At 57.9% G+C, this 21,404-nt stretch carries 22 protein-coding genes; 18 read left to right on the top strand and 4 right to left on the bottom strand.

The window, feature by feature from the left end:
- Positions 1-36 precede the first annotated feature (36 nt).
- The 4 genes from VEG30_07620 to VEG30_07605 all read left to right on the top strand — a co-directional run bounded on the left by VEG30_07620 (position 37) and on the right by VEG30_07605 (position 3,784).
- Positions 37-393: a helix-turn-helix domain-containing protein gene (locus VEG30_07620; protein ID HXZ79781.1), complete on the top strand. Its 357-nt coding sequence runs from the start codon at positions 37-39 to the stop codon at positions 391-393.
- A 9-nt stretch (positions 394-402) separates the two neighbouring features.
- Entirely contained in the window at positions 403-1,548 is a 1,146-nt protein-coding gene (locus tag VEG30_07615) for a hypothetical protein (GenBank protein ID HXZ79780.1), read from the top strand.
- Between the two features lie 244 nt (positions 1,549-1,792).
- Positions 1,793-2,290 carry a VOC family protein gene (locus tag VEG30_07610; protein ID HXZ79779.1) on the top strand — a complete coding sequence of 166 codons (498 nt, stop codon included), beginning with the start codon at positions 1,793-1,795 and terminating at the stop codon, positions 2,288-2,290.
- Between the two features lie 201 nt (positions 2,291-2,491).
- Positions 2,492-3,784: an FAD-dependent oxidoreductase gene (locus VEG30_07605; GenBank protein ID HXZ79778.1), complete on the top strand. Its 1,293-nt coding sequence runs from the start codon at positions 2,492-2,494 to the stop codon at positions 3,782-3,784.
- A gap of 126 nt (positions 3,785-3,910) precedes the next feature.
- Here VEG30_07605 and VEG30_07600 read toward each other — a convergent pair whose 3' ends face one another.
- On the bottom strand, positions 3,911-5,362 hold the full coding sequence (locus VEG30_07600; GenBank protein HXZ79777.1) for an aspartate ammonia-lyase: 1,452 nt from the start codon (positions 5,360-5,362) through the stop codon (positions 3,911-3,913).
- A 352-nt stretch (positions 5,363-5,714) separates the two neighbouring features.
- Here VEG30_07600 and VEG30_07595 point away from each other — a divergent pair, with 352 nt between their 5' ends.
- Positions 5,715-6,827 (top strand): YpdA family putative bacillithiol disulfide reductase, encoded by a 1,113-nt coding sequence (locus tag VEG30_07595; GenBank protein ID HXZ79776.1) that lies wholly within the window; start codon positions 5,715-5,717, stop codon positions 6,825-6,827.
- Between the two features lie 33 nt (positions 6,828-6,860).
- On the opposite strand, the gene VEG30_07590 is transcribed toward VEG30_07595, so the two are convergent.
- Positions 6,861-7,307 (bottom strand): ATP-binding protein, encoded by a 447-nt coding sequence (locus VEG30_07590; GenBank protein ID HXZ79775.1) that lies wholly within the window; start codon positions 7,305-7,307, stop codon positions 6,861-6,863.
- A 299-nt stretch (positions 7,308-7,606) separates the two neighbouring features.
- On the opposite strand from VEG30_07590, the gene VEG30_07585 reads away from it, so the two are divergent.
- Both VEG30_07585 and mazF read left to right on the top strand, forming a co-directional pair.
- Entirely contained in the window at positions 7,607-7,855 is a 249-nt protein-coding gene (locus VEG30_07585; protein HXZ79774.1) for an AbrB/MazE/SpoVT family DNA-binding domain-containing protein, read from the top strand.
- Positions 7,852-8,193: an endoribonuclease MazF gene (gene mazF / locus VEG30_07580; GenBank protein ID HXZ79773.1), complete on the top strand. Its 342-nt coding sequence runs from the start codon at positions 7,852-7,854 to the stop codon at positions 8,191-8,193. The genes VEG30_07585 and mazF overlap by 4 nt, the downstream gene beginning before the upstream one ends.
- 21 nt (positions 8,194-8,214) lie before the next feature.
- On the opposite strand, the gene VEG30_07575 is transcribed toward mazF, so the two are convergent.
- The gene (locus VEG30_07575) at positions 8,215-8,826 is read right to left on the bottom strand and encodes a phytanoyl-CoA dioxygenase family protein (protein HXZ79772.1); all 612 of its coding nucleotides are present in this window, start codon (positions 8,824-8,826) and stop codon (positions 8,215-8,217) included.
- Positions 8,827-8,924: 98 nt separating this feature from the next.
- On the bottom strand, positions 8,925-9,389 hold the full coding sequence (locus VEG30_07570; protein ID HXZ79771.1) for a single-stranded DNA-binding protein: 465 nt from the start codon (positions 9,387-9,389) through the stop codon (positions 8,925-8,927).
- Between the two features lie 192 nt (positions 9,390-9,581).
- Here VEG30_07570 and VEG30_07565 point away from each other — a divergent pair, with 192 nt between their 5' ends.
- From VEG30_07565 to VEG30_07515, 11 genes are all read left to right on the top strand, one after another.
- Positions 9,582-10,349, top strand: a complete 768-nt coding sequence (locus VEG30_07565) for a sulfite exporter TauE/SafE family protein (GenBank protein ID HXZ79770.1) — start codon at positions 9,582-9,584, stop codon at positions 10,347-10,349.
- Between the two features lie 220 nt (positions 10,350-10,569).
- Positions 10,570-11,316: a molybdenum cofactor biosynthesis protein MoaE gene (locus VEG30_07560; protein HXZ79769.1), complete on the top strand. Its 747-nt coding sequence runs from the start codon at positions 10,570-10,572 to the stop codon at positions 11,314-11,316.
- A 14-nt stretch (positions 11,317-11,330) separates the two neighbouring features.
- The gene (locus tag VEG30_07555) at positions 11,331-12,362 is read left to right on the top strand and encodes a VWA domain-containing protein (protein ID HXZ79768.1); all 1,032 of its coding nucleotides are present in this window, start codon (positions 11,331-11,333) and stop codon (positions 12,360-12,362) included.
- 31 nt (positions 12,363-12,393) lie between these two features.
- Positions 12,394-12,666, top strand: coding sequence for a Sm ribonucleo-like protein (locus VEG30_07550; GenBank protein ID HXZ79767.1), 273 nt, complete (start codon positions 12,394-12,396; stop codon positions 12,664-12,666).
- 200 nt (positions 12,667-12,866) lie between these two features.
- A complete protein-coding gene (locus tag VEG30_07545; protein HXZ79766.1) occupies positions 12,867-13,706 on the top strand; it encodes an inositol monophosphatase family protein in 840 nt (279 codons plus the stop codon).
- Between the two features lie 291 nt (positions 13,707-13,997).
- Positions 13,998-16,034: an aconitase family protein gene (locus tag VEG30_07540; protein ID HXZ79765.1), complete on the top strand. Its 2,037-nt coding sequence runs from the start codon at positions 13,998-14,000 to the stop codon at positions 16,032-16,034.
- A 159-nt stretch (positions 16,035-16,193) separates the two neighbouring features.
- Positions 16,194-16,454 carry a ferredoxin family protein gene (locus VEG30_07535; protein HXZ79764.1) on the top strand — a complete coding sequence of 87 codons (261 nt, stop codon included), beginning with the start codon at positions 16,194-16,196 and terminating at the stop codon, positions 16,452-16,454.
- A gap of 218 nt (positions 16,455-16,672) precedes the next feature.
- Positions 16,673-17,407, top strand: a complete 735-nt coding sequence (gene recO, locus VEG30_07530; GenBank protein HXZ79763.1) for a DNA repair protein RecO — start codon at positions 16,673-16,675, stop codon at positions 17,405-17,407.
- A gap of 158 nt (positions 17,408-17,565) precedes the next feature.
- Positions 17,566-18,540 carry a glycine--tRNA ligase subunit alpha gene (locus VEG30_07525; protein ID HXZ79762.1) on the top strand — a complete coding sequence of 325 codons (975 nt, stop codon included), beginning with the start codon at positions 17,566-17,568 and terminating at the stop codon, positions 18,538-18,540.
- Between the two features lie 73 nt (positions 18,541-18,613).
- Positions 18,614-20,761 carry a glycine--tRNA ligase subunit beta gene (gene glyS, locus VEG30_07520; protein HXZ79761.1) on the top strand — a complete coding sequence of 716 codons (2,148 nt, stop codon included), beginning with the start codon at positions 18,614-18,616 and terminating at the stop codon, positions 20,759-20,761.
- A 66-nt stretch (positions 20,762-20,827) separates the two neighbouring features.
- Entirely contained in the window at positions 20,828-21,310 is a 483-nt protein-coding gene (locus VEG30_07515) for a PEP/pyruvate-binding domain-containing protein (protein ID HXZ79760.1), read from the top strand.
- The last annotated feature ends 94 nt before the right edge of the window (positions 21,311-21,404 follow it).

The raw sequence follows: 21,404 nt of genomic DNA, 5'->3' as shown, positions 1-21,404 counted from the left end.
ACTGCATTGAACCTTCTTCTTTCCAGCGCGAGCAGGTTGGCGCCGGAGATTCGTGATTGGCCGGATGAGCTGGCTGCGACGCTGATCCAGAGTCCATCGATCAAACTGTCGCAATGGGCCGAAGAGAAGGGGCTGTCGGCATGGAAGGTGTCGCGGGGATTCGCCCAGGTTTTTGGTATTTCACCAGAGGGTTTCCGTGCGCGCACCCGCGCCCGGCGCGCTCTGAAATTGATCCAAAATAGCAACCAGCCCTTGGCAAGCGTTGCGGCGGAGCTCGATTTTGCAGACCAGTCTCACATGGCCAGGAGTGTGAAACAACTCACCGGCGCCGCACCGCAGACCTGGCGATCTGCTGCAAATAGATTCAAGACAGGGAGGCAATTGGAGATGTAGAAGCAGAGAATGCGGTGTATCTCTTATGTGCTCTGTCTTCTTTGCTTCACGGTGGGCGTCGTCCATCCTGCTCGGCTGGATGCGCAAGCGGTTCCACGACATACCACTACCGACTGGCAAGTCAAACCATCTTTCAAATACGACGCGCTTTGTCTGCTGAACGTCTTAAGCGGGGATCCTTTCTACCTGCATTACTATCAGGGGGAGTACGACCACTTCCATCCTCTCTTTACACCCGCCGAGCAGGCCGCGTTCGTAGAGTTGAAACATATTCTCAAAGATGAAGGGCACGGAATCGTTTCGGCGACGTTGAGTCTCTACTATTCCGCGGTTGACGACGAGACATTGCCGGAGATGATACGGACAGCCCACGACAGTTCGGGGATGAAAGCGGCCCTTCAAAAGACGCCATATTGGAGCGCGGATGGCTGGAAGAATTACGAGACTGCGCGACCGCCACTAGAGGTGGCCCTCAAGGCCCTGCAGCGTGTCGGGTTTGCCGCCTATTGGGAGGCCAATGCCAAGCCGGGGATCGAGAAACGAATTGCGGAAATTAAACCCGACCTGCCGAAGTACAACATCGTTCCCGTCATCGAGGGCTATCTTGGATTCTCCCTGCCATCCAACACAATTACGGTTTACCTGCTGACCTATTCCAAGCCGCACGGAATCCGTGTTACAGGGTTGCGATTCCTGACGCATGTGTCTTATCCATTCAACATTGTTCTGCACAATGCGATCCACGAATCCATGCATCCGCCTTACGACGCGCATGATGCTCAGGTCCGACAAGCCATCGACCTGCTTGGGCAGGATCCGTTGGTGATCGACAAGGTCCAGCATCATGACCCTTCCTTCGGATACAACACGACCGACGGCTACATTGAAGAAGACTCGGTACAGGCGCTGGAGCAGATCGTCAGCGAGAAGTTTGGCGTCGGTCGCAATCCTTGCGAATATTGGCGGCAACAGGACGGTGGAATGCACGTCCTTGCGGTTGCGATCTATGCCGGCTTCAAGCAGGCCACGTTTGGAAGTTCGGAGCCGTACTCGAAATGGTTTGTCCATGCGGTAGAGACCGGCCGACTTCGTGGACGCGATCTCAGCGAAACCGTTGAGTCCGTCTTTTCTGGAGAGGCATGCCACCGGCCATGAACTATGTGAAAGGCGAAAGTGAAGAGTGAGAAGGGTGATCGAGTAAAGGCCGATCGGGTGTGAATTTATCCGCGCCCCCAGCCGATAGCGCCTCGTCCCTATGCTCTTCTTTTGAAGGGGCTTGGCACGCTCGCGAAAAAAAGAGTTCTTTTCCACATCGTGGCCCGGCGTGATTCTAGACGCTTCGCTAGAATGGATCACTGCAAGAAGTCCAGCCCAAATTCCATCACGGAGAAAATACGACATGGCAGGAAAAGTAAAGCCGATTCCCGAGCACTTTCACACTGTTACTCCCGGTCTGGTATTCCGCAACGCCGCCAAGGCGATCGATTTTTATAAGCAGGCGTTTGGAGCGCAGGAGTTGATGCGGATGCCTGGACCGGATGGCAAGTCCATCATGCATTGCGAACTCAAGATCGGCGATTCGGTTCTCTTCATCACTGATGAGAACCCCTATTCCAACGTCAAATCTCCAGAGACCGTGGGTACAAGCACGGCTTCGGTTTACCTGTATGTGGAAGATGTGGACAGCGCATTCCAGCGCGCATTGAAAGCCGGCGGCAAGGAAACCATGCCAGTAGCCGACATGTTCTGGGGGGACCGATTCGGCACCTTCGTCGACCCCTTCGGATATCAGTGGGGGTTAGCAACCCACGTGGCTGATCTCACTCCTCAGCAGATCGAGGAAGGGCAGAAGAAATTCATGGCCAGCATGCAGCAACAGCACGCCAAGACTGCCTAAAACCTATCGACCGGCTCTGGTGTAGCCGGCACACTCGACAACAGTCCGGGGAGATCGGAAACGAGCTCCCCGGTTTTGTTAGCCTCTGTTCAACCTATCTCGGTTTTTTCCCGGCAATTTTTTGGGCTTTCGCGCAAACGAGGCTCACGTCGCTGCATCCGAAATTCACGAGGGGCGCGCTCGGATTTCCCATGAGGTTCCATGTCGCCTGCCGATAACCAAGACATCGCCCAAGCCGTGCAAGTGACTTGCTGTGTTGCCGGTGGGGGCCCGGCCGGAATGATGCTGGGATTCCTACTGGCGCGTGCCGGCATCGAGACCCTGGTGCTGGAGAAGCATAAGGATTTCTTGCGGGATTTCCGCGGGGACACGGTTCACCCATCGACTCTGGACGTGATCGCTGAATTGGGACTGTTGGACGATTTTCTCAAGCTGCCTCACCAGGAAGTTCGTGAAATCGGGGGCAAGATCGGGGATGTTTTTGTTCGGGTGGGTGACTTTGCACATACCCCTACTCGCTGCCACTTCATAGCTTTCATGCCGCAGTGGGACTTCCTGAATTTTCTCGCAGAGCATGGCAGGCGCTATCCAGCTTTTCATCTGCGAATGGAAGCGGAGGTCAGCGACCTCATCGAGGAGAACGGGGCAATCGTTGGCGTAAAGGTGAAGACTCCGCAAGGCCCCCTGATGGTGCGAGCCAGCCTGGTGGTGGGAGCGGATGGAAGACACTCCACGGTTCGTGAGCGTGGCAAATTGAGAGTCAAAGACCTGGGCGCGCCGATCGACGTTTTCTGGACGCGCCTGTCCAAGAAGCAAGGCGACCCCATGCAGGTCCTGGGATATTTCAACTTCGGGCGCGTGCTGGTCATGCTCGACCGCGGCGACTACTGGCAATGCGGGTTCGTGATACGCAAGGGCCAGGCCGAGGCGATGCGCGCGCAAGGCTTGCCTGCGTTTCGCGAGGACATTGCGAAACTCGCTCCTTTCATGCGCGACCGAGTGGAAGAGCTGAGAGACTGGAATCAGGTGAGCTTGCTTACGGTGCTGGTGGACCGCCTGGAGCAGTGGTGGCGCCCAGGCCTGCTATGTATCGGTGACTCGGCACACGCCATGTCGCCGGTGGGCGGAGTGGGAATCAATTTGGCGATTCAGGATGCGGTAGCTGCGGCCAACATTCTGGCTCGTCCTTTGCGGGAAGGAACCCTCGCGGTGCGTGACCTTGCCCAGGTGCAGGACCGGCGAATGTTTCCCACGCGGGTGACGCAAGGGATGCAAATTGTGGTGCAGGAACGGGTTCTCAGCCGTGTCCTGGGCGACTCCAAAGCGATCTCTCCGCCGTTGGCAGTGCGGATGTTCAACTGGGTTCCATGGCTGCGGCGAATCCCAGCGCGCGTGATTGGAGTCGGCGTGAGGCCGGAGCATGTCGAGACACCGGAGAATGCATCTCGGGCAGCGCCAAGGATTGAAGAGAGCGATCGGATGCGGGCGTCATAACCCCAGTTCCATCCAGTGTTTTTCAGAGCCTGCGCCTCGACCTCTCACCCTAGGCAAAAGCGACTAGGATGGGGCACCCTCAAGTTTCTGGATTCAGATTAGGATGACGATTGCCGTCAACTGGGATCACTTCTTCGCTTTGATTTCTTCGCGGTGCTTGGCGGCTTCCAGCGGCATTGCCGGTTCCACCATGCGGTTGGGATCGAGAATCTCCTGAATCTCTTTTTCGCTCAGCAGGCCTTTGGAGCGCGCGATCTCGATAATGGAGCGCCCGGTCGCGACCGACTCTTTGGCAATCTCCGCAGCCTTGGCGTAGCCAATGTATGGATTCAAAGCGGTGGCCAGCGACACCGTGGATTGAGTGTAGAACTCGCAGCGCTTTTCGTTGGCGGTGATGCCATCGACGCAACGGGTGGTGAACTGGCGCAGCATGTTGGTCAGGATGGTGATGGAATGCATCACATTGTGCGACATCGTGGGCATCATCACATTCAGCTCGAGCTGCCCAGCCTGCGCCGCCAGCGCGACCGCAGTGTCATTGCCCACAACCTGGAACGAGACCATTGCGGCTAATTCGGGGATCACGGGGTTGATCTTGCCGGGCATGATGGAAGAGCCTGGTTGCAGAGCGGGCAGGTTAATTTCCGCGAAGCCGGTATTCGGGCCAGAGGAGAGCAGGCGAAGATCGTTGGAGATCCGAATAATCTCCAGCGCCAGATTGCGCAGCGCGGCCGAAACCGTGGCCATGGCGAAATTCGATTGCATGGCGTAGCGCATGTCGTCTACCGGCTTCAGTTTCTGCCCCGAGATGTGGGAGAGATGCGCAATCGCTTTCTCACGATAATGGGGATGGGTGTTGATCCCGGTACCCACGGCCGAACCGCCCAGGCCTAGCTCGCGCAAGTACTCAGAAGCGTGCTGGATGCTGTCCGAGGCACGGCGGATCGCTCCCGCATAAGCGGCAAATTCCTGGCCCAGGCGCATCGGAACGGCATCCTGCATGTGGGTGCGGCCGGCCTTGATGATGTGCCAAAACTCTTTGGCTTTGCGATCGAAGGCAGCGGCCAAGTTGTCGAGCACGGGATACAACTTCTCCAGTTCAAGCAAGGCTCCCAATCGCATACCCGTAGGAAAGACGTCATTGGTGGACTGTCCATAGTTGACGTGATCATTGGGGTGGACATTCTTGTACTCGCCCAGCCGGCCGCCGAGGATTTCCTCTGCGCGATTGGCAATCACCTCGTTGGAGTTCATGTGGAAGCTGACACCGGCGCCGGCCTGGTAGATGTCGACAACGAACTGCTCGTTCCACTTGCCTTCCTGCACTTCGCGCGCGGCCTTGATGACGGCATCAGCGACCTTGGCGTCGATCAGCCCAAGTTCCTTGTTGGCCTCGGCCGCGGCTTGCTTGATCATGCCCAACGCGCGGATCAGCGTGGGATGCGCCCGTAGCAGCGATATCGGGTAGTTTTCCACTGCCCGCGCGGTCTGGATGCCGTAGTACACATCGGCGGGGATTTCTTTGGTTCCCAGCGAGTCTTTCTCGGGACGAGTGCTCAAACGAGTAGCGGTGGCCATAGGAACTCCTCGGATGACGATGAAATGACGCGGGCAGCCGCGCTGAAGCCAGCTTCGGGCCGAAGAAGCAAACGCAAAAATTATAACAACTGCAGGGGAGGGCAGTGAGGAAGCGCACAGGCGAGTGTGACCGAGTACTCTTCGAGTTTTGGCAAGGATCAAAACCCCCCACCTTAGCCAAACGACGGCTAGAGAGTGGGGCACCCTCAAGTTTCGATTGGCAAACGAGCCATGACTTCGAACGAATCGCGAATCCTTCCCGAATCGGGTGGTCCGCCCCTTGCGACCAGGAATGTGTGACAGCACCCTGCCTGAGTCGTTACGATAGTTGGCGAGCAGGCTCGTGACCGGAATGAGAAATATAGAAGGGAAGTCAGAGATCGACGATGCCCTGGCGGAAATCGGCAGCGATCTGGAGCCGGAGCCACTCCGTCAGGCGCTCGAGCACCGTCGGCGAGGCTGGGATGTGATCATTGTGGGCGCCGGTCCCAGTGGACTGGCCACAGCCATCGAGGCGCGCCGCCGCGGATTATCCGTGTTGAACATCGACAAGGGCTGCGTGGTGAACTCGCTATTCCACTATCCCACTAATATGGTGTTCTTCACCACGCCCGAGTTGCTTGAGATCGGTGACATTCCGTTTTCCACCGAGAGCAATCGCAAGCCTAATCGCTCCGAGGCCCTCGAGTACTACCGCAAGGTGGCGGAGCACTATGATCTGAATATCCGCCAGTACGAAAACGTGGACGCCCTCGAAGGCGAAGATTCGCAGTTCGTGGTGCGCACCAGTGACCGTCATCAGCGAGTGCACGAGTACAAGACGAAAAAAATTGTAGTCGCCATTGGCTACTACGATCGCCCCAATTACCTGAATGTCCCCGGGGAAGACCTGCCCAAGGTATTCCACTACTATCGCGAGCCGCATCCCTTTTTCGACACCGACGTGGTGGTGGTCGGGGGGAAGAATTCAGCCGCCATCGCCGCGCTGGAGCTGTACCGGCACGGCGCGCGAGTAACACTAGTGCACCGCCGCGACGCTATGCACGCGCACGTAAAGTACTGGATCAAGCCAGATATCGATAATCGCGTCAAGAACGGTGAGATTCCGGCCTACTTCAACAGCACGGTGCGCGAGATCACGCCCGATGCCGTGCTGCTGAAGACCCCTAAGGGGCTTATCAGCCTGCACAACGATTTCGTATTCGCGCTGACGGGTTATCACCCCGACTACACGTTTTTGCGCATGCTGGGAATCGAACTCACCACGGATCAGTGCCGGCCAGTCTGCGACCCGGAGACCCTGGAGAGCAATGTGCCGGGAATTTATGTTGCCGGGGTGATCGTTGCCGGAGCGCGCACCAATGAGATCTTCATCGAGAACGGCCGTTTCCACGGGCGCCTGATCGCCGCTGATATCGCTGGCAAGCTGGAGAAACGCGACGAAGGCTACTCAGATGCAACGTAAGAAAGCAGTCAGCATTCAGTAATCGATCGCTAGCTATGCGGTCGGGCTGGCGGCTGAGTGCAGCTTCTCCTGGCAGGCGCGCACCAGATTCTTGCGCATGTGGAGTTCCGAGCCTCCCGCCTCGAAGCGAACTTCGTCCATCAGCGAACGAATGATGTAGATGCCGCGGCCGCCGCTGGAAGTGAGCCCGGAACCGTGGGTGGGATCGCGCAGAAAGGATGGATCAAAGCCCGGGCCGGGATCGCGAATGGTTAGTGAAATTCCAGAGGCGTCGCACTCTGCGTCGCAGACCACAGTCAGCGAAGGATCGTTGTGGCAGCCGTGAACTACGGCGTTGACCAGCGCCTCCTGCAGAACCAGTTGCAGGTCGAACTGGTCGTTGACCGGGAGGCATCCCTGTTCGCGGAGGAAAGCCAGAATCCGCTCGCGGACCGGAGCCACAGCCTCCAGATCACCGGGAAGGATGAAGCGCTGATGCACGTTCTCTTGGCACATGGACGCTGAGTGAACCATAAGGCGGGGAGGAGCCTGATCGATAGCCTAATAGGAAATTGTTGCGGGAATGTGAATTGGGAAGAAAAACAAATAACCACAAGAGGGCACGGAGAAGAGAGGACCTCAGACCGACACAGGCCACGACGTGACCAAAAACACTCCTGGGAGCAAACGACACCCCCTTGAAATTCCGGTGGCGGATATCGAGGGAGTGTTTTGCTTTCGTAGATACGTATGTATATACTTAACTTCTACGTGCCCGATTAGAGGCCCAGGAGATTGCAATGCGTTCTCGATTGATGAAATGGGGAAACAGTCTGGCTGTGCGTATTCCCAAGAAAGTGGCGGAGCAAGCAAAGTTGAGTGAAGGCGCCAGCCTGGAAATTGCGGTCGAGCGCGAGGGCCGAATTGCGCTTCGCTATCAGCATGATGATCCGACTCTGGACGAGCTGCTGGCGCGCGTTACATCCGAAAATCGCCATTCCGAAACCCGTACCGGGCGCGCGCGAGGAAAGGAAATCCTCGACAAGTGACGGCGTATGTGCCGGAATACGGCGACATCGTGTGGATCGATTTCGACGATCCTCCTGTTGGCCACGAGCAGTCTGGACGACGCCCAGCATTAGTCATGAGCCCATCGCAATACAACCGCACAATCGGCCTGGCGCTAATCTGTCCCATCACCAGCAGGGTCAAGAAGTATCCGTTCGAAGTTGCCGTCGAATCCGGGAAGATCAAAGGAGTGGTGCTGGCGGATCACATTAAGAGTTTGGATTGGCGAGTCCGTCGGGCGCGCTTGGCAGGTAAAGCGCAGGCAGCGATTACGGAAACGGTTCGCAAGCGCTTAGCGCGGATTTTGCTGATTAGCTGAACGGCGCTACAACTGGAGCCCTCACACCACGGCTAATTCAAGTCCCTGAGCAAGTTCCCGCGACGCTGCGTACTCAATGTGCAGAACTCGTCTGCGGGCGCTCATTCTTGATTTTGAAGAAGCATGCACGATCAGAGGCTTCATTGCCAAGACCCCACCAGAGGCAACAGGACAATCGACGGGAGAAATCTGTTCAGCAAGCTGCCTGATTGCCTCGTCGGTTAGGACACCAAGGGTCTGAGATCCAGGCATGACTCTCAACGGCCCGTTATCGAGCGTCGAGTCGTCGAGATGGACCCGTAGAGCCAAGATTTGTTCCAGGACATTTGCAGGTGCGTGGGCGTAGATCACACCTTCCTTGACTGACCAAGGTCCCCAGCCTTCTCGATCCTGACGCTTGCGAACTGGAAGCGCAGTGTCTTGGTGCCACACCACAAGCCAATTGGCGTCCGGAGACTTGTCAAAAAGGGTCGCGCGAAACGGGAACGCTCTCTCGCCGAGAGTCTGTCTTGCGAGCTTCAAAAGGCGCGTATCGGTTGCCAGGGCAGCAACAGGAGAATACTGGAGGGCATGACGAATTCCGGCTCTGCTGCGATGTGGCACGCATTTCTGCAACTCTTCGGCAACGTGCACGATATCGGAAAAAGAGAGGACGTTGGTAAGAATCGCGAATCCTTCGTTCTCGACACACTCCCGCGTAGTCATGCTGCTTTGGGCTCTGAGTCGGGCAGTTAGAACGGGATATCGTCATCCGTAATTTGCGGCCCAGCCTCGTTCGCAGGGGTGCGCTGATCGAAGTTGTTGCCGCCGCGCGTGCGAGCGCCTACCTGTTCCTCGTCGTGCTCGCGTGCGCCGCCGCCCGGGCCGCCGAGCAATACCAGATCGTTCACTATGATTTCGGTTCGGTATTTTTTTTGTCCCGTTTCCTTATCGTCCCAGGAACCAGTGCGCAGGCTGCCTTCCACGTAACAGGTGCGGCCTTTCTTCAAGTACTCGCCTACGATTTCCGCGGTGCGGCTGAAGGCCACCAGGTTGTGCCACTCAGTGCGGTCCTGCCACTGGCCGTCCTTGTCCTTGAAACGTTCATTGGTGGCGAGGGTAAACTTGGCCACGGGGGTGCCACTGGGGGTGTAGCGAATCTCCGGATCCTTGCCGAGATTGCCGATCAAGATCACTTTGTTGACGCTCTTTGCCATGAAAACTCCTCAGGCGAGACCGGCGCCGACCAAAGAGCCAGCGCCCTCGAAATTCGCCGCTAAGGGATCAAGCGAAAACTATAACAGCTTCGGCTCGGCGCCAGTGTCGATCGCTCGGGAATTTTTTCCAGCTACCGCAGTCCAGACTCGTCTTTTTGGAACTGATTCTGTAGGGTTAGAGGCCGCCCGCTTATGCACACTGGAAACTCAGCCTTGCTTTTTCTTGCTGCGGTATTGGGCGGAGCGCTTAATTCGGTGGCCGGAGGAGGCAGCTTCATCGGTTTTCCAGCACTGCTGGTGGCCGGGATCCCGCCTATCCAGGCGAATGCCACCAACACTGTGGCTTTGTGGCCGGGATCGCTGGCCAGTGCTGGGGCTTTTCGGCAGGAACTCTCAGCCCATCATGATCGGTTGTTCTGGCCTTTCATTATCACCAGCCTTGTGGGTGGCGCCACCGGTGCACTGCTGCTGCTGCATACTCCACAGGCGACTTTCACCCGCATGATCCCCTGGCTGCTGCTGCTGGCGACAGTGATCTTCACTTTCGGCGGCCAGATCACGCGCAAGCTGCGCCAGCGGCAAGGGAAACCGGAAGGCCATCTGCTGAGCGCACCGGTGGTGCTCGGACTGCAATTGCTCACGGCGATCTATGGCGGCTTCTTTGGAGCCGGGATTGGGATCCTGATGCTGGCCACGCTGGCGGTGACCGGAATGGAAAACATTCACGAGATGAACGCCTACAAGAACATTCTGGCGACCTGCATCAATGGCATAGCAGTAGTCGCATTCATCGTGGCGCGCGTGGTCGTATGGCCGCAGGCGGTGCTGATGATCGTTGGGGCGATTCTCGGAGGGTATGGCACGGCGTCGTTTGTGCGTCGACTGGATCCCAGGTACGTTCGGACGTTTGTAATTGTGGTGGCCTGCGCCATGACGGCATATTTCTTCCATAAGTACTAGGGGCGGCGCAGGTTCGTGGTGTTCCCGAGCGAACTACCCCACCCTGGCCAAAGCAGGTCCCTCGTCGCTTCGCGCCTCGGGATTTCGCCTGCGGACTCCCGGCTGGCAGCGGCCCTCACGCCCGCAAAACGGCTCAAAATGGGGCACCGATCAGGGTTCGTTATCTTCTCACCGTTCGCACAGCCAATGCTCTTGCTATCCTAAGCACATGCAGGTCACGGTGCTGTTCTTCGGGTCCCTGCGGGACATGGCGGGAAAAACCCAGGCTGTCGTTCGTCTGCCTGAGGGATCGACGGTGCAGGACCTGCTGACGCATTTCCAGAAGGAGATGCCGCGGTTGAGCGGCATTCTGCCGTCGCTGGCACTTTCGGTAAACCTGGAGTACGCCCGCAGTGAGATGCGCCTGCACGATCAGGATGAGGTGGCCTTGTTGCCGCCGGTCAGCGGAGGCTCAGAGGCTGGCGTCCCCGAAGGCGCTTTGAAGCAGCCGGAAGGCAAACGTTGCCGCCTGGTTCGCGAGGCGATCAATGTTCAAGCGGAGGTCGAAGCGCTGAAGCAGCCCGAAGATGGGGCGGTCGTGGTGTTTGAAGGTGTTGTCCGCAACCATAGCCGCGGCCGCCGGACGCAATTTCTTGACTATTCGGCTTACGAGCCAATGGCAATCAAGCAAATGGATCAGCTTGTGGAAGAAAGCTTGAGCAATTTTGCGATTCGCGAAGCCCGCATCGTGCACCGGTTGGGACGGCTGGAGATTGGCGAAACCAGCGTGCTGATAGCGGTCAGCTCGGCTCACCGCGTCGCGGCATTCGATGCTTGCCGCTGGCTGATTGACACGCTGAAGCGAGCTGTTCCGATATGGAAGCGGGAGCATTTTGCCGATGGAGCGGTGTGGGCGGATGGGGAGCCATTTCCCGAGGAAATTGCCGCTCGGCCTTTGTCATCGTCAGCTAAGCCCGCATCCAAGTGAGCAGAAGAATATCTATGGTCAATCGGCGGGGATTGATAGCGGCGCTGTGGGTCGCGGGGATCGTGGTGTCCTCCTACGCGCAACAGCCGAAGTATCCTCGTCCGCCGGTGGCCTCTGTACCGTCTGGGCCGCAGCCCGGCGCCAGCAAATCAGACCCGAGCCTGAGCAAGCCGGACCCAAGCAGCGAAGGGGAGGGGCAGGTTCCGACATTCCGATCGGACGTCAAGCTAGTAAATGTATTTGTCTCCGTGCAGGATCCAAACGGCGCGCCGGTTGCGACCCTCAAACAGCAGGACTTCAGGATTTTCGAAGATGGGGTGCCACAAAAAATCGCCGTGTTCAGCCGGGAGTCGGAGCTGCCGCTCTCGATTGTGGTAGCGATCGACACCAGTTTGAGTACGAAGAAGGATCTGAAGCTGGAACTGGAGTCGGCGCGCAAGTTTGCGCACGCTATTTTGCGGCCGGTGGACAGCATGGCGCTCTACCAATTCTGTGAGAAGGTCTATCAGCTGGTGCCCTTCACGTCCGACCTGGCACGAATCGATAACGGCATTAACCGGGTGCAACACGGATCGGCGACCGCTCTCTACGACGCGATTTACCTCGGCTCCCACGCTCTTGCCAGGCGCGATGGACGCAAAGTGATGGTGGTCATCACTGATGGCGGAGATACCATGAGCCAGGTGAATTACCAGGAAGCGTTACGATCGGCCCAGGTTTCGGAGGCCATTGTCTATAGCATCATAGTCGTTCCGATCGAAGAGAGCGCCGGCCGCGACATCGGCGGGGAGCACGCGCTGGTGCAGATGTCGACGGACACCGGTGGCAAGTACTACTACGCGAGCGGGCTGAGCGCGCTGGACCGCGCCTTTCGGCAAATTTCCGACGAGCTGCGGACGCAATATCTTCTCGCCTACTATCCATCGCCGCGCTCCACTTCGAACGACTTCCGACGCATAGAAGTGAAGATCAGCGACGCCTTTCCTGGTGCAGGGGAATTGCGGCCGCGTCACCGCGCGGGCTATTACACCTCCAAGGATGAATAGGGGGACACTCTCAAAGTGTAGAATGACGGGCATGTCATTCCGTGGCCCTGGGAACAGCCCTTCTAAGAAGCCGAAAGCACCTCCTCCAGACGAGACCCACGAAGAAGCGGCATATCTAAAGTCGCTAGGGGAGAAGCAGAAGATTGTCAGCGTGAAGCTAAGGGGCGGGGAAGTAGTAAAAGGTTGGGTGGAGTACTACGACAAGAACATGATCCGTCTCACCCGCGACGGCGAGCCCAACCTGTTCATCTTCAAGCACGAGATCATGTACATCGCGGAAGAGCCGGGCACGGCCAAGAAATAACGGCCATGGTGGAGGCTCGGCAGCAGGCAAGCTGTTCGAAAACGCAAGATCCTTCGACTCCGCGCCCGCGACCTGCACAAGACGCAGGTCGGAGAAAAACCCGGGCGCGTCGCTCAGGATGACCCCTAGGATTGAATCGTGCTGGACAGGTGCGACATCAGGGATTGAGACAGGTTTCGTCCGAAACCATTGAGAGCTAAATGAGCCAAGAACGCGAATTTTTACTCGTCATGGAAGAGATCGCCCGCGAGGCGGGAGCGCTGCTGATGGAGCGATTCCGCAAGCGCATCGGGTTTGAGTACAAGGGCGACGTGGATCTGGTAACCGAAGCCGATCGCGCTTCGGAAAAGCTGATCACCCTTCAGCTGGAATCGCGCTGGCCGGATCATGATCTCTACGGTGAAGAGGGAACGCGCACCCATCGCAACAGCGACTATTGCTGGTACATCGATCCCCTGGACGGCACTACGAATTTCGCGCACGGTTTTCCCGTGTTCTGCGTGTCACTGGCTCTCGATCATAAGGGCGAGAGAATCGCGGGCGTTTTATATGACCCCACTCGGGATGAGCTGTTCGCGGCAGAGAAGGGAAGTGGAGCCAGGCTGAACGGGAAACCTATGCATGTCTCGCGCGTGGATAACATGGCAGAGGCGCTGTCGGGCACAGGATTTCCCAGTCACAAACGCCACAAGAATCCCAATATTTACTTCTATCACATCATTACACTGCGCACCCACGGCGTGCGCCGGGCGGGTTCGGCGGCGCTGGACCTCGCCTCAGTCGCTGCAGGGCGGCTGGACGCGTTCTGGGAATTCAACCTGAATCCCTGGGATACGGCTGCGGGTGAGTTGCTGGTGCGAGAAGCCGGTGGAGTGATCACGCGTTTCGATGGCACTCCCTGGCGGTTGGACAGCAAAGAAACGCTGGCGACCAATGGGCTCCTGCAGCAGGAATTCATCGAGCTTTTCCGCGACATCTTCGCCGGGCGAGGACTAGAGGATCTGCCCAGTCCCACGGAGTACGCACGGACCCGGCAATAACCGGCGGGCTGTGATTCCGGCTGAGCAGAGCGAGTGGACTCATCATGCGTGTCCGGGGATGTTGAGATTCAGCTTTCGAAAAGAGATGAACTGCCGCAGCCCAGCCAGAGAACGGCTAGAGTGGGGCATCCTTGTTTCGCCGCACGCTGCGGCCCATCCCGCTCCGGCCTGCAAGGGCTTCCAAACACACTTTCCCGGGTCCCATCGCAGTAAAATAGTGTCAGGTCATGCCGGGGTGAGCAGAACCCACCGGGTCCTATTTTGCCTGAACACTGCAGCCAGGATCGTTAAGTGAACAACTCTCTACTCCAACGCGAGATTGCCAAACGTCCAGCATTCGTCCATTTGAGTGGGCGCATCCTTTTTCTGACCGAAGATCCGGAATTGATCCGCAGGCAACTCGAGGGCTGGGACCTGCCCTGGGATACGAGAGATCCCAAGAACAATCCGAAGCTGCGGGATGACATTTCGACTGACGAGATTACGCCGGCTCACATCTGCTTCTTCTTCGACGAGACGCTGGGGGAGTTTCCTTATACCGGCCTGAAATGCGGAAATGAGCTGCCGATCAGGCGTGGTGACGTAAAGCGCGGCGGCTTTGTGGCGTCGGTGAGCGGCAAGCGTCGCGGCAAGGGATCGAGCCGCGAACAGTCGCCTTATGCAGAGCGGGCGGCAGGCATACAGGTGGTGATCGCCGAGAATATTGAGCGCATCTACAAGCAGAATTGCCAGAACCTGGGCGTGCTCACCTCAACCGATTTTGGGTTGATCGACAAGATACGCAGCGGCGCTCCCATTCCGATTTCGGAGTTCACCCAGGGCGAGGATCCCATCACGCGCGAGGTCATCGAGTACGGCGGGCTATTCGCTTTCAATGTAGCGCGCATGCAGAAGAAGGTTTCGCTGCCAGCGATCGATACGAAGCCCCGCCCTATGTCACTAGCGGAGAAGATCTTCGCCAGGCACATGATCAGGCCGGATGGAGGAGTGGGAGTACCCGCGGTAAAACCGGGGGATACCGGCTTCACGCAGGTTGATCTGCGCTTCAGCCATGAGTACGTCACGCCCATGGCCTCGATTTTCTACGAGCAACTGGTGGGCAAGGACGTACCCGTTAACGATGCTTCAAGCATCCGCTTTTTCCGCGATCACCTGACCTTTCTGGATGAGGTCCTGTCCGAAGAGAAGCGCAAGATGGGACTGCTCGATCTGGCTACCCAGCTGAAGTTCAAGCAACAGGATTTTGCCAAGGCGCAAGGGATCAAGTTGCACGGCGAATTGAAGGACCGGAAGGGCGCGGAGGGAATCTGCCACTCGGTGATGCTGGAGACCTACGCGCTGCCGGGACAGGTCAATGTAGGGTCGGATTCGCACACGCCGCACGTGGGGGCGATCGGCTGCGTGGCATTCGGCATCGGCACCACTGACGTTTTCAATTCCTGGTTTACGAAGGATATTCGGGTAAAGATTCCCGAATCGGTGAAGGTCAATATTCGGGGCAAGAGGCGGCCTAATGTGACCGCCAAGGACTTCATCCTGAAGATCCTTTCGCTCGACTACGTGCGCAGCGGCAAGGCTTTAGCCAAGGTAATCGAATACGCCGGCGAGGCGATCGAGGATCTCAGCGTCGATGAGCGCGCCACCATGACCAATATGGCGGCGGAGATTGGCGGGTTTACCGGCATCGTTGCCCCCGATGAGAAAGTCGTGGAATTTCTGATGGAACGCCGAGGGATGGATCGGCCACAAGCAACGGAGATGATCCGCGGTCTCAGCAGTGATCCCGGAGCGCAGTATGCTCAGGTAATCGAGTTGAACGCCGACGAAATTTATCCCATGGTGGCGACGCCCGGGGATCCCGGCAATGGAGTGTTCATCCCGGAGTTGGGGAGCAAGCCTATCGCGGTGGAGATCGCTTATGGCGGCACATGCACGGCGGGCAAGAACGAAGACATGGATATGTACGCCGAAGTCCTCGCGGATGCGTTGCGACAGGGCAGACGAGTGGCTGACTCGGTCAGGTTCTACATCCAGTTTGGTTCGCAGGAGACGCGCGAATATTGTCTGCGCAAAGGCTATCTGGAGATCTTTCGCAAAGCCGGGGCGCAGGTCATTGAGCCGAGTTGTGGGGCCTGCATCAATGCTGGTCCGGGTGTGTCCACGCGCCCGGATCAGGTAGTCATCAGCGCGCAGAACCGGAACTTCCCAGGTCGCAGCGGACCGGGCCAGATGTATCTGGCGAGCCCGCTAACGGTGGCTGCAAGCGCAGTGGCGGGGCACATTGTGGAGTATCAACCAGCGGAACAGCGGGAGACGGTTTCGGTGTAGAGAAGTCCGACCCGTGGAGTCGGACTTGCTGTCGGCGCCACATTCGAGACGGAGTTTGGAGCGTTGCTTACCGGCCTCGTTTGCTAGAATACGCGGTTGGCCAGAAGGGGTAGGCCAGCGCAATCTTAGAGAAGAGAAGAACAGGGAGAGCAAATCGTTATGGCATACGTTATTGCAGAACCGTGCATTGGGACGAAGGACACGGCTTGCGTCGATGCCTGCCCCGTGGACTGCATCCATCCCAAGAAGGATGAGCCAGCCTACGCGACGAGTGAGATGCTGTACATCGATCCAGTGGAATGTATCGACTGCGGGGCATGCGTTCCGGTCTGCCCGGTTTCCGCTATCTTCGCGCTGGACGATCTGCCGGATAAGTGGAAAGCCTTTACCGCCAAGAACGCGGAGTACTACGGAAGATAGCGGCTAACCTAAGCGGGATCAACACAGGCGCGAATCCCCGGATGCGCGCCTGTTCTCATTTCTGAGCAGTTGCCGCCGTTGCTTTCCATGTCGGGCATGCTCATTTAGAATCGGCGGTGGGCCGCTCGGTGCTCTGCCGGCTGGAACAGCGCCAGGATTTCTCCGGTCCGTGCCATTGAGTCGCTGAATTCCCGAATAACAACGGGTAAGAGATGTCCTTGAAGCAGTCGGAGGCGGTGGTCTTACGCACATATCCGCTGCATGAGGCGGACTTGCTGGTCACGTTCTTCACCCGTGCAGAAGGCAAGGTTCGAGGGGTGGCGAAAGCGGCGAAGCGGTCGAAGCGGAGATTCGGAGGCGCATTAGAGCCGCTCACCTGTGTTCGCGTTTACTACGAGGATCGTGAGCGGCAGGAGCTGGCGCGCATCGATTCGTGCGATGTGCTGGATTCACCGTTGGCGACGCGAGTGGATTATCCGCGAGCGGCTGCGCTGGGGCATGTGGCGGAGGTTCTAGATGAGTTGCTGCCTGACCGCGAGCCCAACGATGCGGCATTCCGGCTGACGGTTTCGGTCTTGAGCAATCTGCGCGCGGGGGCGATCTGGATGCCACTAACGTACTTTGACCTGTGGCTGGTCCGGCTGATGGGCTACCTGCCTGACCTGAGTGCCTGCACGGTTTGTGGAAGAACCCTGAATGGAAGTCGCGCCTATTTTCATGCTCTGGCTGATGGGCTCATGTGCAGCCAAGACAAAAGGCTGGCGTCGTCAGAGTTGTCGGCAGAATCGCGGATGCTCGCGGCAGAGATGTTTCGATCGTCAGTGGATTCGATGGCGGGAGTAGCGTGGCCCAAACAGCGTGGACGCGATCTGCGGAAATACCTGGTGCAGATTCTGGAGCGGCTCATCGACAAAAGATTACTGGCTGCCGCCATGTTGGAAAAGGTGGAGTGAGCGCGCAGTAAGAGCCCTCGCGGCCTCCGGCCGCTCGTGATGACAATAGGGGAGCGAGATCTACGGCGCGGCTGAAGCCACGCCCTTTCAAAGCAAAACCGTGAACGCGCGGCAGAATTTTCGAGCAAACGAAGACCGATAAGCCAACACATACCTGAATGTCACAGACGACCGCCAACACGGCACCCACATACCAAGAGCTGATTCTCCGGCTGCAGGGTTTCTGGGCGGAGCGAGGATGCGTGCTGCAGCAGCCCTATGACCTGGAGGTGGGCGCGGGTACGATGGCGCCGGAAACCTTCCTGCGGGTACTTGGTCCGCAGGCGTACAACGTGGCGTACATTCAGCCCTCCCGGCGTCCAGCAGACGGGCGCTACGGCGAAAACCCCAACCGGCTTTACAAGCACACTCAACTGCAGGTGATTCTCAAGCCCCCGCCGGAAGATGTTCAGGACGTCTTTCTTGAATCGTTGCGTGCGATCGGCATCGACCTGCGCAAGCACGACATCAAGTTTGAAGAAGACAACTGGGAATCGCCGACCTTGGGCGCGTGGGGCATTGGCTGGCAAGTAATGCTGGACGGCCTGGAGATCACGCAATTCACGTATTTCCAGCAGTGCGGCGGCATGGACCTGGATCCGATCTCGGCCGAGCTGACCTATGGCCTGGAGCGAATTGCGGCCTTTCTGCAGGACGTCGACAGTATCTACGACATCGTCTGGGCGCGCGACCCCCGCACGGGAGAGGAGCGCACGTATGGCGATGTGCGGCTGGCGGACGAACTGCAAATGTCGGTTTACAACTTTGAAATGGCGGATGTCGAGAGGGCGTGGAGACATCTGGAGCTCTATGAGAGCGAGTGCAAGGACTTGCTCGACCAGTGGAACGATGTGGCAGCGAGCTGCAATAGCGTGGCCAGGAGGCGTTTTCCGTTGCTGGGGGCCTTCGATCTTTGCCTGAAATGCTCGCACTTGTTCAACATCCTGGACGCGCGGGGTGCCATTTCCGTGACCGAGCGCGTGGGAGTGATCGCACGCATTCGTCAGTTGGCGGTGGGAGTTGCCAAGGCATGGGTGGCGCAGCAGCATGCGGAAGCTCCAACCGCCGTGGAAGTCGCCAAGATTGCGGATTGAGGCCCGTCAGCTGTGACGTTGCTCACAATGGGTGGGACAGAGTTTCCACTAGAATTTTTTGTTTGATTATCCGATGCCAGACTTCCTGTTAGAGATCGGTTGCGAAGAAATCCCGGCCCGCATGATTGACGCTGCGCGGGAGGAGCTGAAGCGACGAGTCTCGGATGTGCTCGTGCGGGAGCGGTTAGCAGCCGATCCGGTGCTGGAACCGTTCTCGACACCCAGACGAATTTCTGTCTTGGCTCGGAGCATCTCGGGGTCGCAGCCTGATCTCGAGGAGCAGGTTCCCGGCCCTTCCTATAAGGTGGCATTCAAGGATGGCGAGCCCACTCCCGCGGCACAGGCTTTTTCCAGGAAAGTTGGGGTCGATCTTGCTCAATTGGAAAAGATAACGACTCCGAAGGGCGAGTATCTGGCCGCCCGCGTAGTGAAGAAAGGCCGGCCCGCGGCCGAGGTTCTGGCCGAGCTGCTGCCGAAAGAAATTGCCGGTCTCTATTGGCCCAAGAACATGTATTGGCGTCCCGGGGACACCAATCTCCGCTTTGTTCGCCCGATTCGATGGCTGGTGGCAATGCTGGACGGGGAGGCGATCCCGCTGGAATTTGCGGGGATCCGTGCCGGTGTGAGTTCGCAGGGACACCGCTTTCTGAGCTCCTCCAAAGTCAGCTTCGCCTCGCCCGCGGAATATGCGGGCAAGCTCGAGCAAGCGGGTGTAATCGCCAACCCGGCAGAGCGCGAACAGCGGGTTCGCAAGGCGTTGGACGCGGCAACCCGAGCGCTGCCCGGCGCGCGCTGGCGCGAAGACAAGGAACTGCTTAACACGGTCGTGAATCTGACCGAGTTTCCGTCCGCCATTCTGGGCAGCTTCGATCCTCAGTTCTTGTCGTTGCCGGAAGAGGTGCTGGTGACGGTGATGCGCGACCATCAGAAATACTTCGCGGTCGAGGATGACCAGGGCAAGCTGGCGCCGCACTTCCTGGCTGTGTTGAATACGGATCGTGATCCGGAGGGCTTGATCCGGCATGGCAACGAGCGCGTGCTGCGAGCGCGCTTCAACGACGCGCGTTTTTTCTGGGATATCGATCAGAAGGTGCCCTTGCGCGAGCGGATTCCCCTGCTGAAGAAGGTTACTTTTCAGAAAGACCTGGGCAGTTACTACGACAAAACACGACGGGTGCAACGGCTGGCGAGCCTGGTATCGGAAGCTTTGCGGAGTGCGGAAATCCAGGTCCGGCCGGGAGTGGTTCACAAAGCCACGCTGCTGGCTAAGACCGATTTGACGACTGAACTGGTGAAGGAGTTCACTGAGCTGCAAGGAATTGTCGGCGGACTTTATGCTCGCGTGCAGCAGCTGGATCCAGCGCTTCCGGAAGCCACGCGATTTGCCATCGCGGATGCGATCTACGATCAGTACAGGCCGGAGTCGATGGAAGATGGGGTCCCGAGAACACTGGAGGGAGCGGTACTGTCCATTTCCGACAAGGCCGACAGCATTGCAGGCATGTTTGCCCTTGGTCTGGTTCCAAGCGGCTCTAAAGACCCCTTCGCCCTGCGGCGGCAGGCGAATGGCATCGTTAAGACAGTGGCCGAACACAAGCTGCCCCTAAGCCTGCGTGCTCTGTTCAAGGATGCTCGCGAAGGTTATACGGGCTCGGAAGCTGAGCCGAAGTTCAAGACCATCGGCTACACCAGCGAGGTGGCGGACTTTTTCCACGAGCGTCTGGAGTTCTACCTGCGCGAGGTGTGCGGATATGCCTACGACGTAGTCAACGCCGTGCTCGCGGCAGGCGCCGACGACGTGGCAGATGCCATAGCACGAGCAGAAGCCGTGGCTCACGTTCGTCCTTCGGAGGACTTCGAGTCCATTTCGATAGCCTTCAAGAGAATGAAGAACATTTTGCGGCAGGCCGCGGACACCGGAAAAAAGATTGCCCCCGCGATGGATGCGGCAGCCTTCACCGATGAGCCAGAGCAAGCTCTGGGAGCGGCAGTGCCGCAAGCGGCAGAGAAGGTCAGAAGACTAGGGGAAGAAAAAAACTACCAAGCGGCTTTGCAGGAGATCGCGCAGCTGCGGCCAGTCATCGACAAATTTTTCGACAAAGTAATGGTCATGGTGGAGGACGAGAGGGTGCGAGCGAACCGGCTGGCTTTGTTGCAAGCAATGCTCAACGAATTTTCCACCATGGCTGACTTCTCGGAGATTGTGACCGAAAAGAAGTAGATTCGCCAAGCGAGAATCGCTTGTGTTTCAATAAGTTTAAGCCAGTTTCATAAAGAAGAGGATTACATGGCGACAACAACCATTCCCGAAACCACGACCAGCAGACCTTCAACCCAGCAACCAGCGACCGTTAAATATGTGTACTTCTTCGGCGGCGGCAAGGCCGATGGTGACGGCAAGATGAAAGACGTTCTCGGAGGCAAGGGCGCCGGGCTTGCCGAGATGACCAATGCCGGTCTGCCGGTGCCTCCGGGATTCACCATTCAAACCGAAGCCTGCCGCGAGTACATGCGCACGGGCAAGACCTTGGAAGAAGTGAATCGGCTGACGAATGAGGCGTTGCACCGGCTCGAACAGCTGCAGGGCCAGAAGCTGGGAACGGGGGACAATCCCTTGCTGGTGAGCGTGCGCTCGGGCGCGAAATTCTCCATGCCCGGGATGATGGACACGATTCTGAACCTGGGCCTCAATGATCAGAGCGTAGAGAGTCTGGCACGGCGCAGCAACAATCCCCGGTTCGCCGCCGATTCCTATCGCCGCCTGATTTAGATGTTCGGCAACGTGGTTCTCGACATTGAAAAGTCGGCATTTGAAGAAGTCTTCGATGCCAAGAAGAAACAGAAGAAGGCGAAGCTCGATACCG

The sequence above is a fragment of the Terriglobales bacterium genome (genome assembly GCA_035624455.1).
Classification (GTDB): Bacteria; Acidobacteriota; Terriglobia; order Terriglobales; family Acidobacteriaceae; genus DASPRM01.
Note: the sequence above shows the minus strand (reverse complement) of the source record. Positions and strands in the feature narration are given on the sequence as shown.

Coding starts and splice junctions, on each gene's coding strand:
- VEG30_07610 (HXZ79779.1), top strand. CDS start 1,793: ATGGCAGGAAAAGTAAAGCCGATTCCCGAGCACTTTCACACTGTTACT.
- VEG30_07525 (HXZ79762.1), top strand. CDS start 17,566: ATGTCACAGACGACCGCCAACACGGCACCCACATACCAAGAGCTGATT.
- VEG30_07570 (HXZ79771.1), bottom strand. CDS start 9,389: ATGGCAAAGAGCGTCAACAAAGTGATCTTGATCGGCAATCTCGGCAAG.
- VEG30_07585 (HXZ79774.1), top strand. CDS start 7,607: ATGCGTTCTCGATTGATGAAATGGGGAAACAGTCTGGCTGTGCGTATT.
- glyS (HXZ79761.1), top strand. CDS start 18,614: ATGCCAGACTTCCTGTTAGAGATCGGTTGCGAAGAAATCCCGGCCCGC.
- VEG30_07600 (HXZ79777.1), bottom strand. CDS start 5,362: ATGGCCACCGCTACTCGTTTGAGCACTCGTCCCGAGAAAGACTCGCTG.
- VEG30_07615 (HXZ79780.1), top strand. CDS start 403: ATGCGGTGTATCTCTTATGTGCTCTGTCTTCTTTGCTTCACGGTGGGC.
- VEG30_07595 (HXZ79776.1), top strand. CDS start 5,715: ATGAGAAATATAGAAGGGAAGTCAGAGATCGACGATGCCCTGGCGGAA.
- VEG30_07605 (HXZ79778.1), top strand. CDS start 2,492: ATGTCGCCTGCCGATAACCAAGACATCGCCCAAGCCGTGCAAGTGACT.
- VEG30_07565 (HXZ79770.1), top strand. CDS start 9,582: ATGCACACTGGAAACTCAGCCTTGCTTTTTCTTGCTGCGGTATTGGGC.
- VEG30_07535 (HXZ79764.1), top strand. CDS start 16,194: ATGGCATACGTTATTGCAGAACCGTGCATTGGGACGAAGGACACGGCT.
- VEG30_07545 (HXZ79766.1), top strand. CDS start 12,867: ATGAGCCAAGAACGCGAATTTTTACTCGTCATGGAAGAGATCGCCCGC.
- VEG30_07515 (HXZ79760.1), top strand. CDS start 20,828: ATGGCGACAACAACCATTCCCGAAACCACGACCAGCAGACCTTCAACC.
- VEG30_07550 (HXZ79767.1), top strand. CDS start 12,394: ATGTCATTCCGTGGCCCTGGGAACAGCCCTTCTAAGAAGCCGAAAGCA.
- VEG30_07555 (HXZ79768.1), top strand. CDS start 11,331: ATGGTCAATCGGCGGGGATTGATAGCGGCGCTGTGGGTCGCGGGGATC.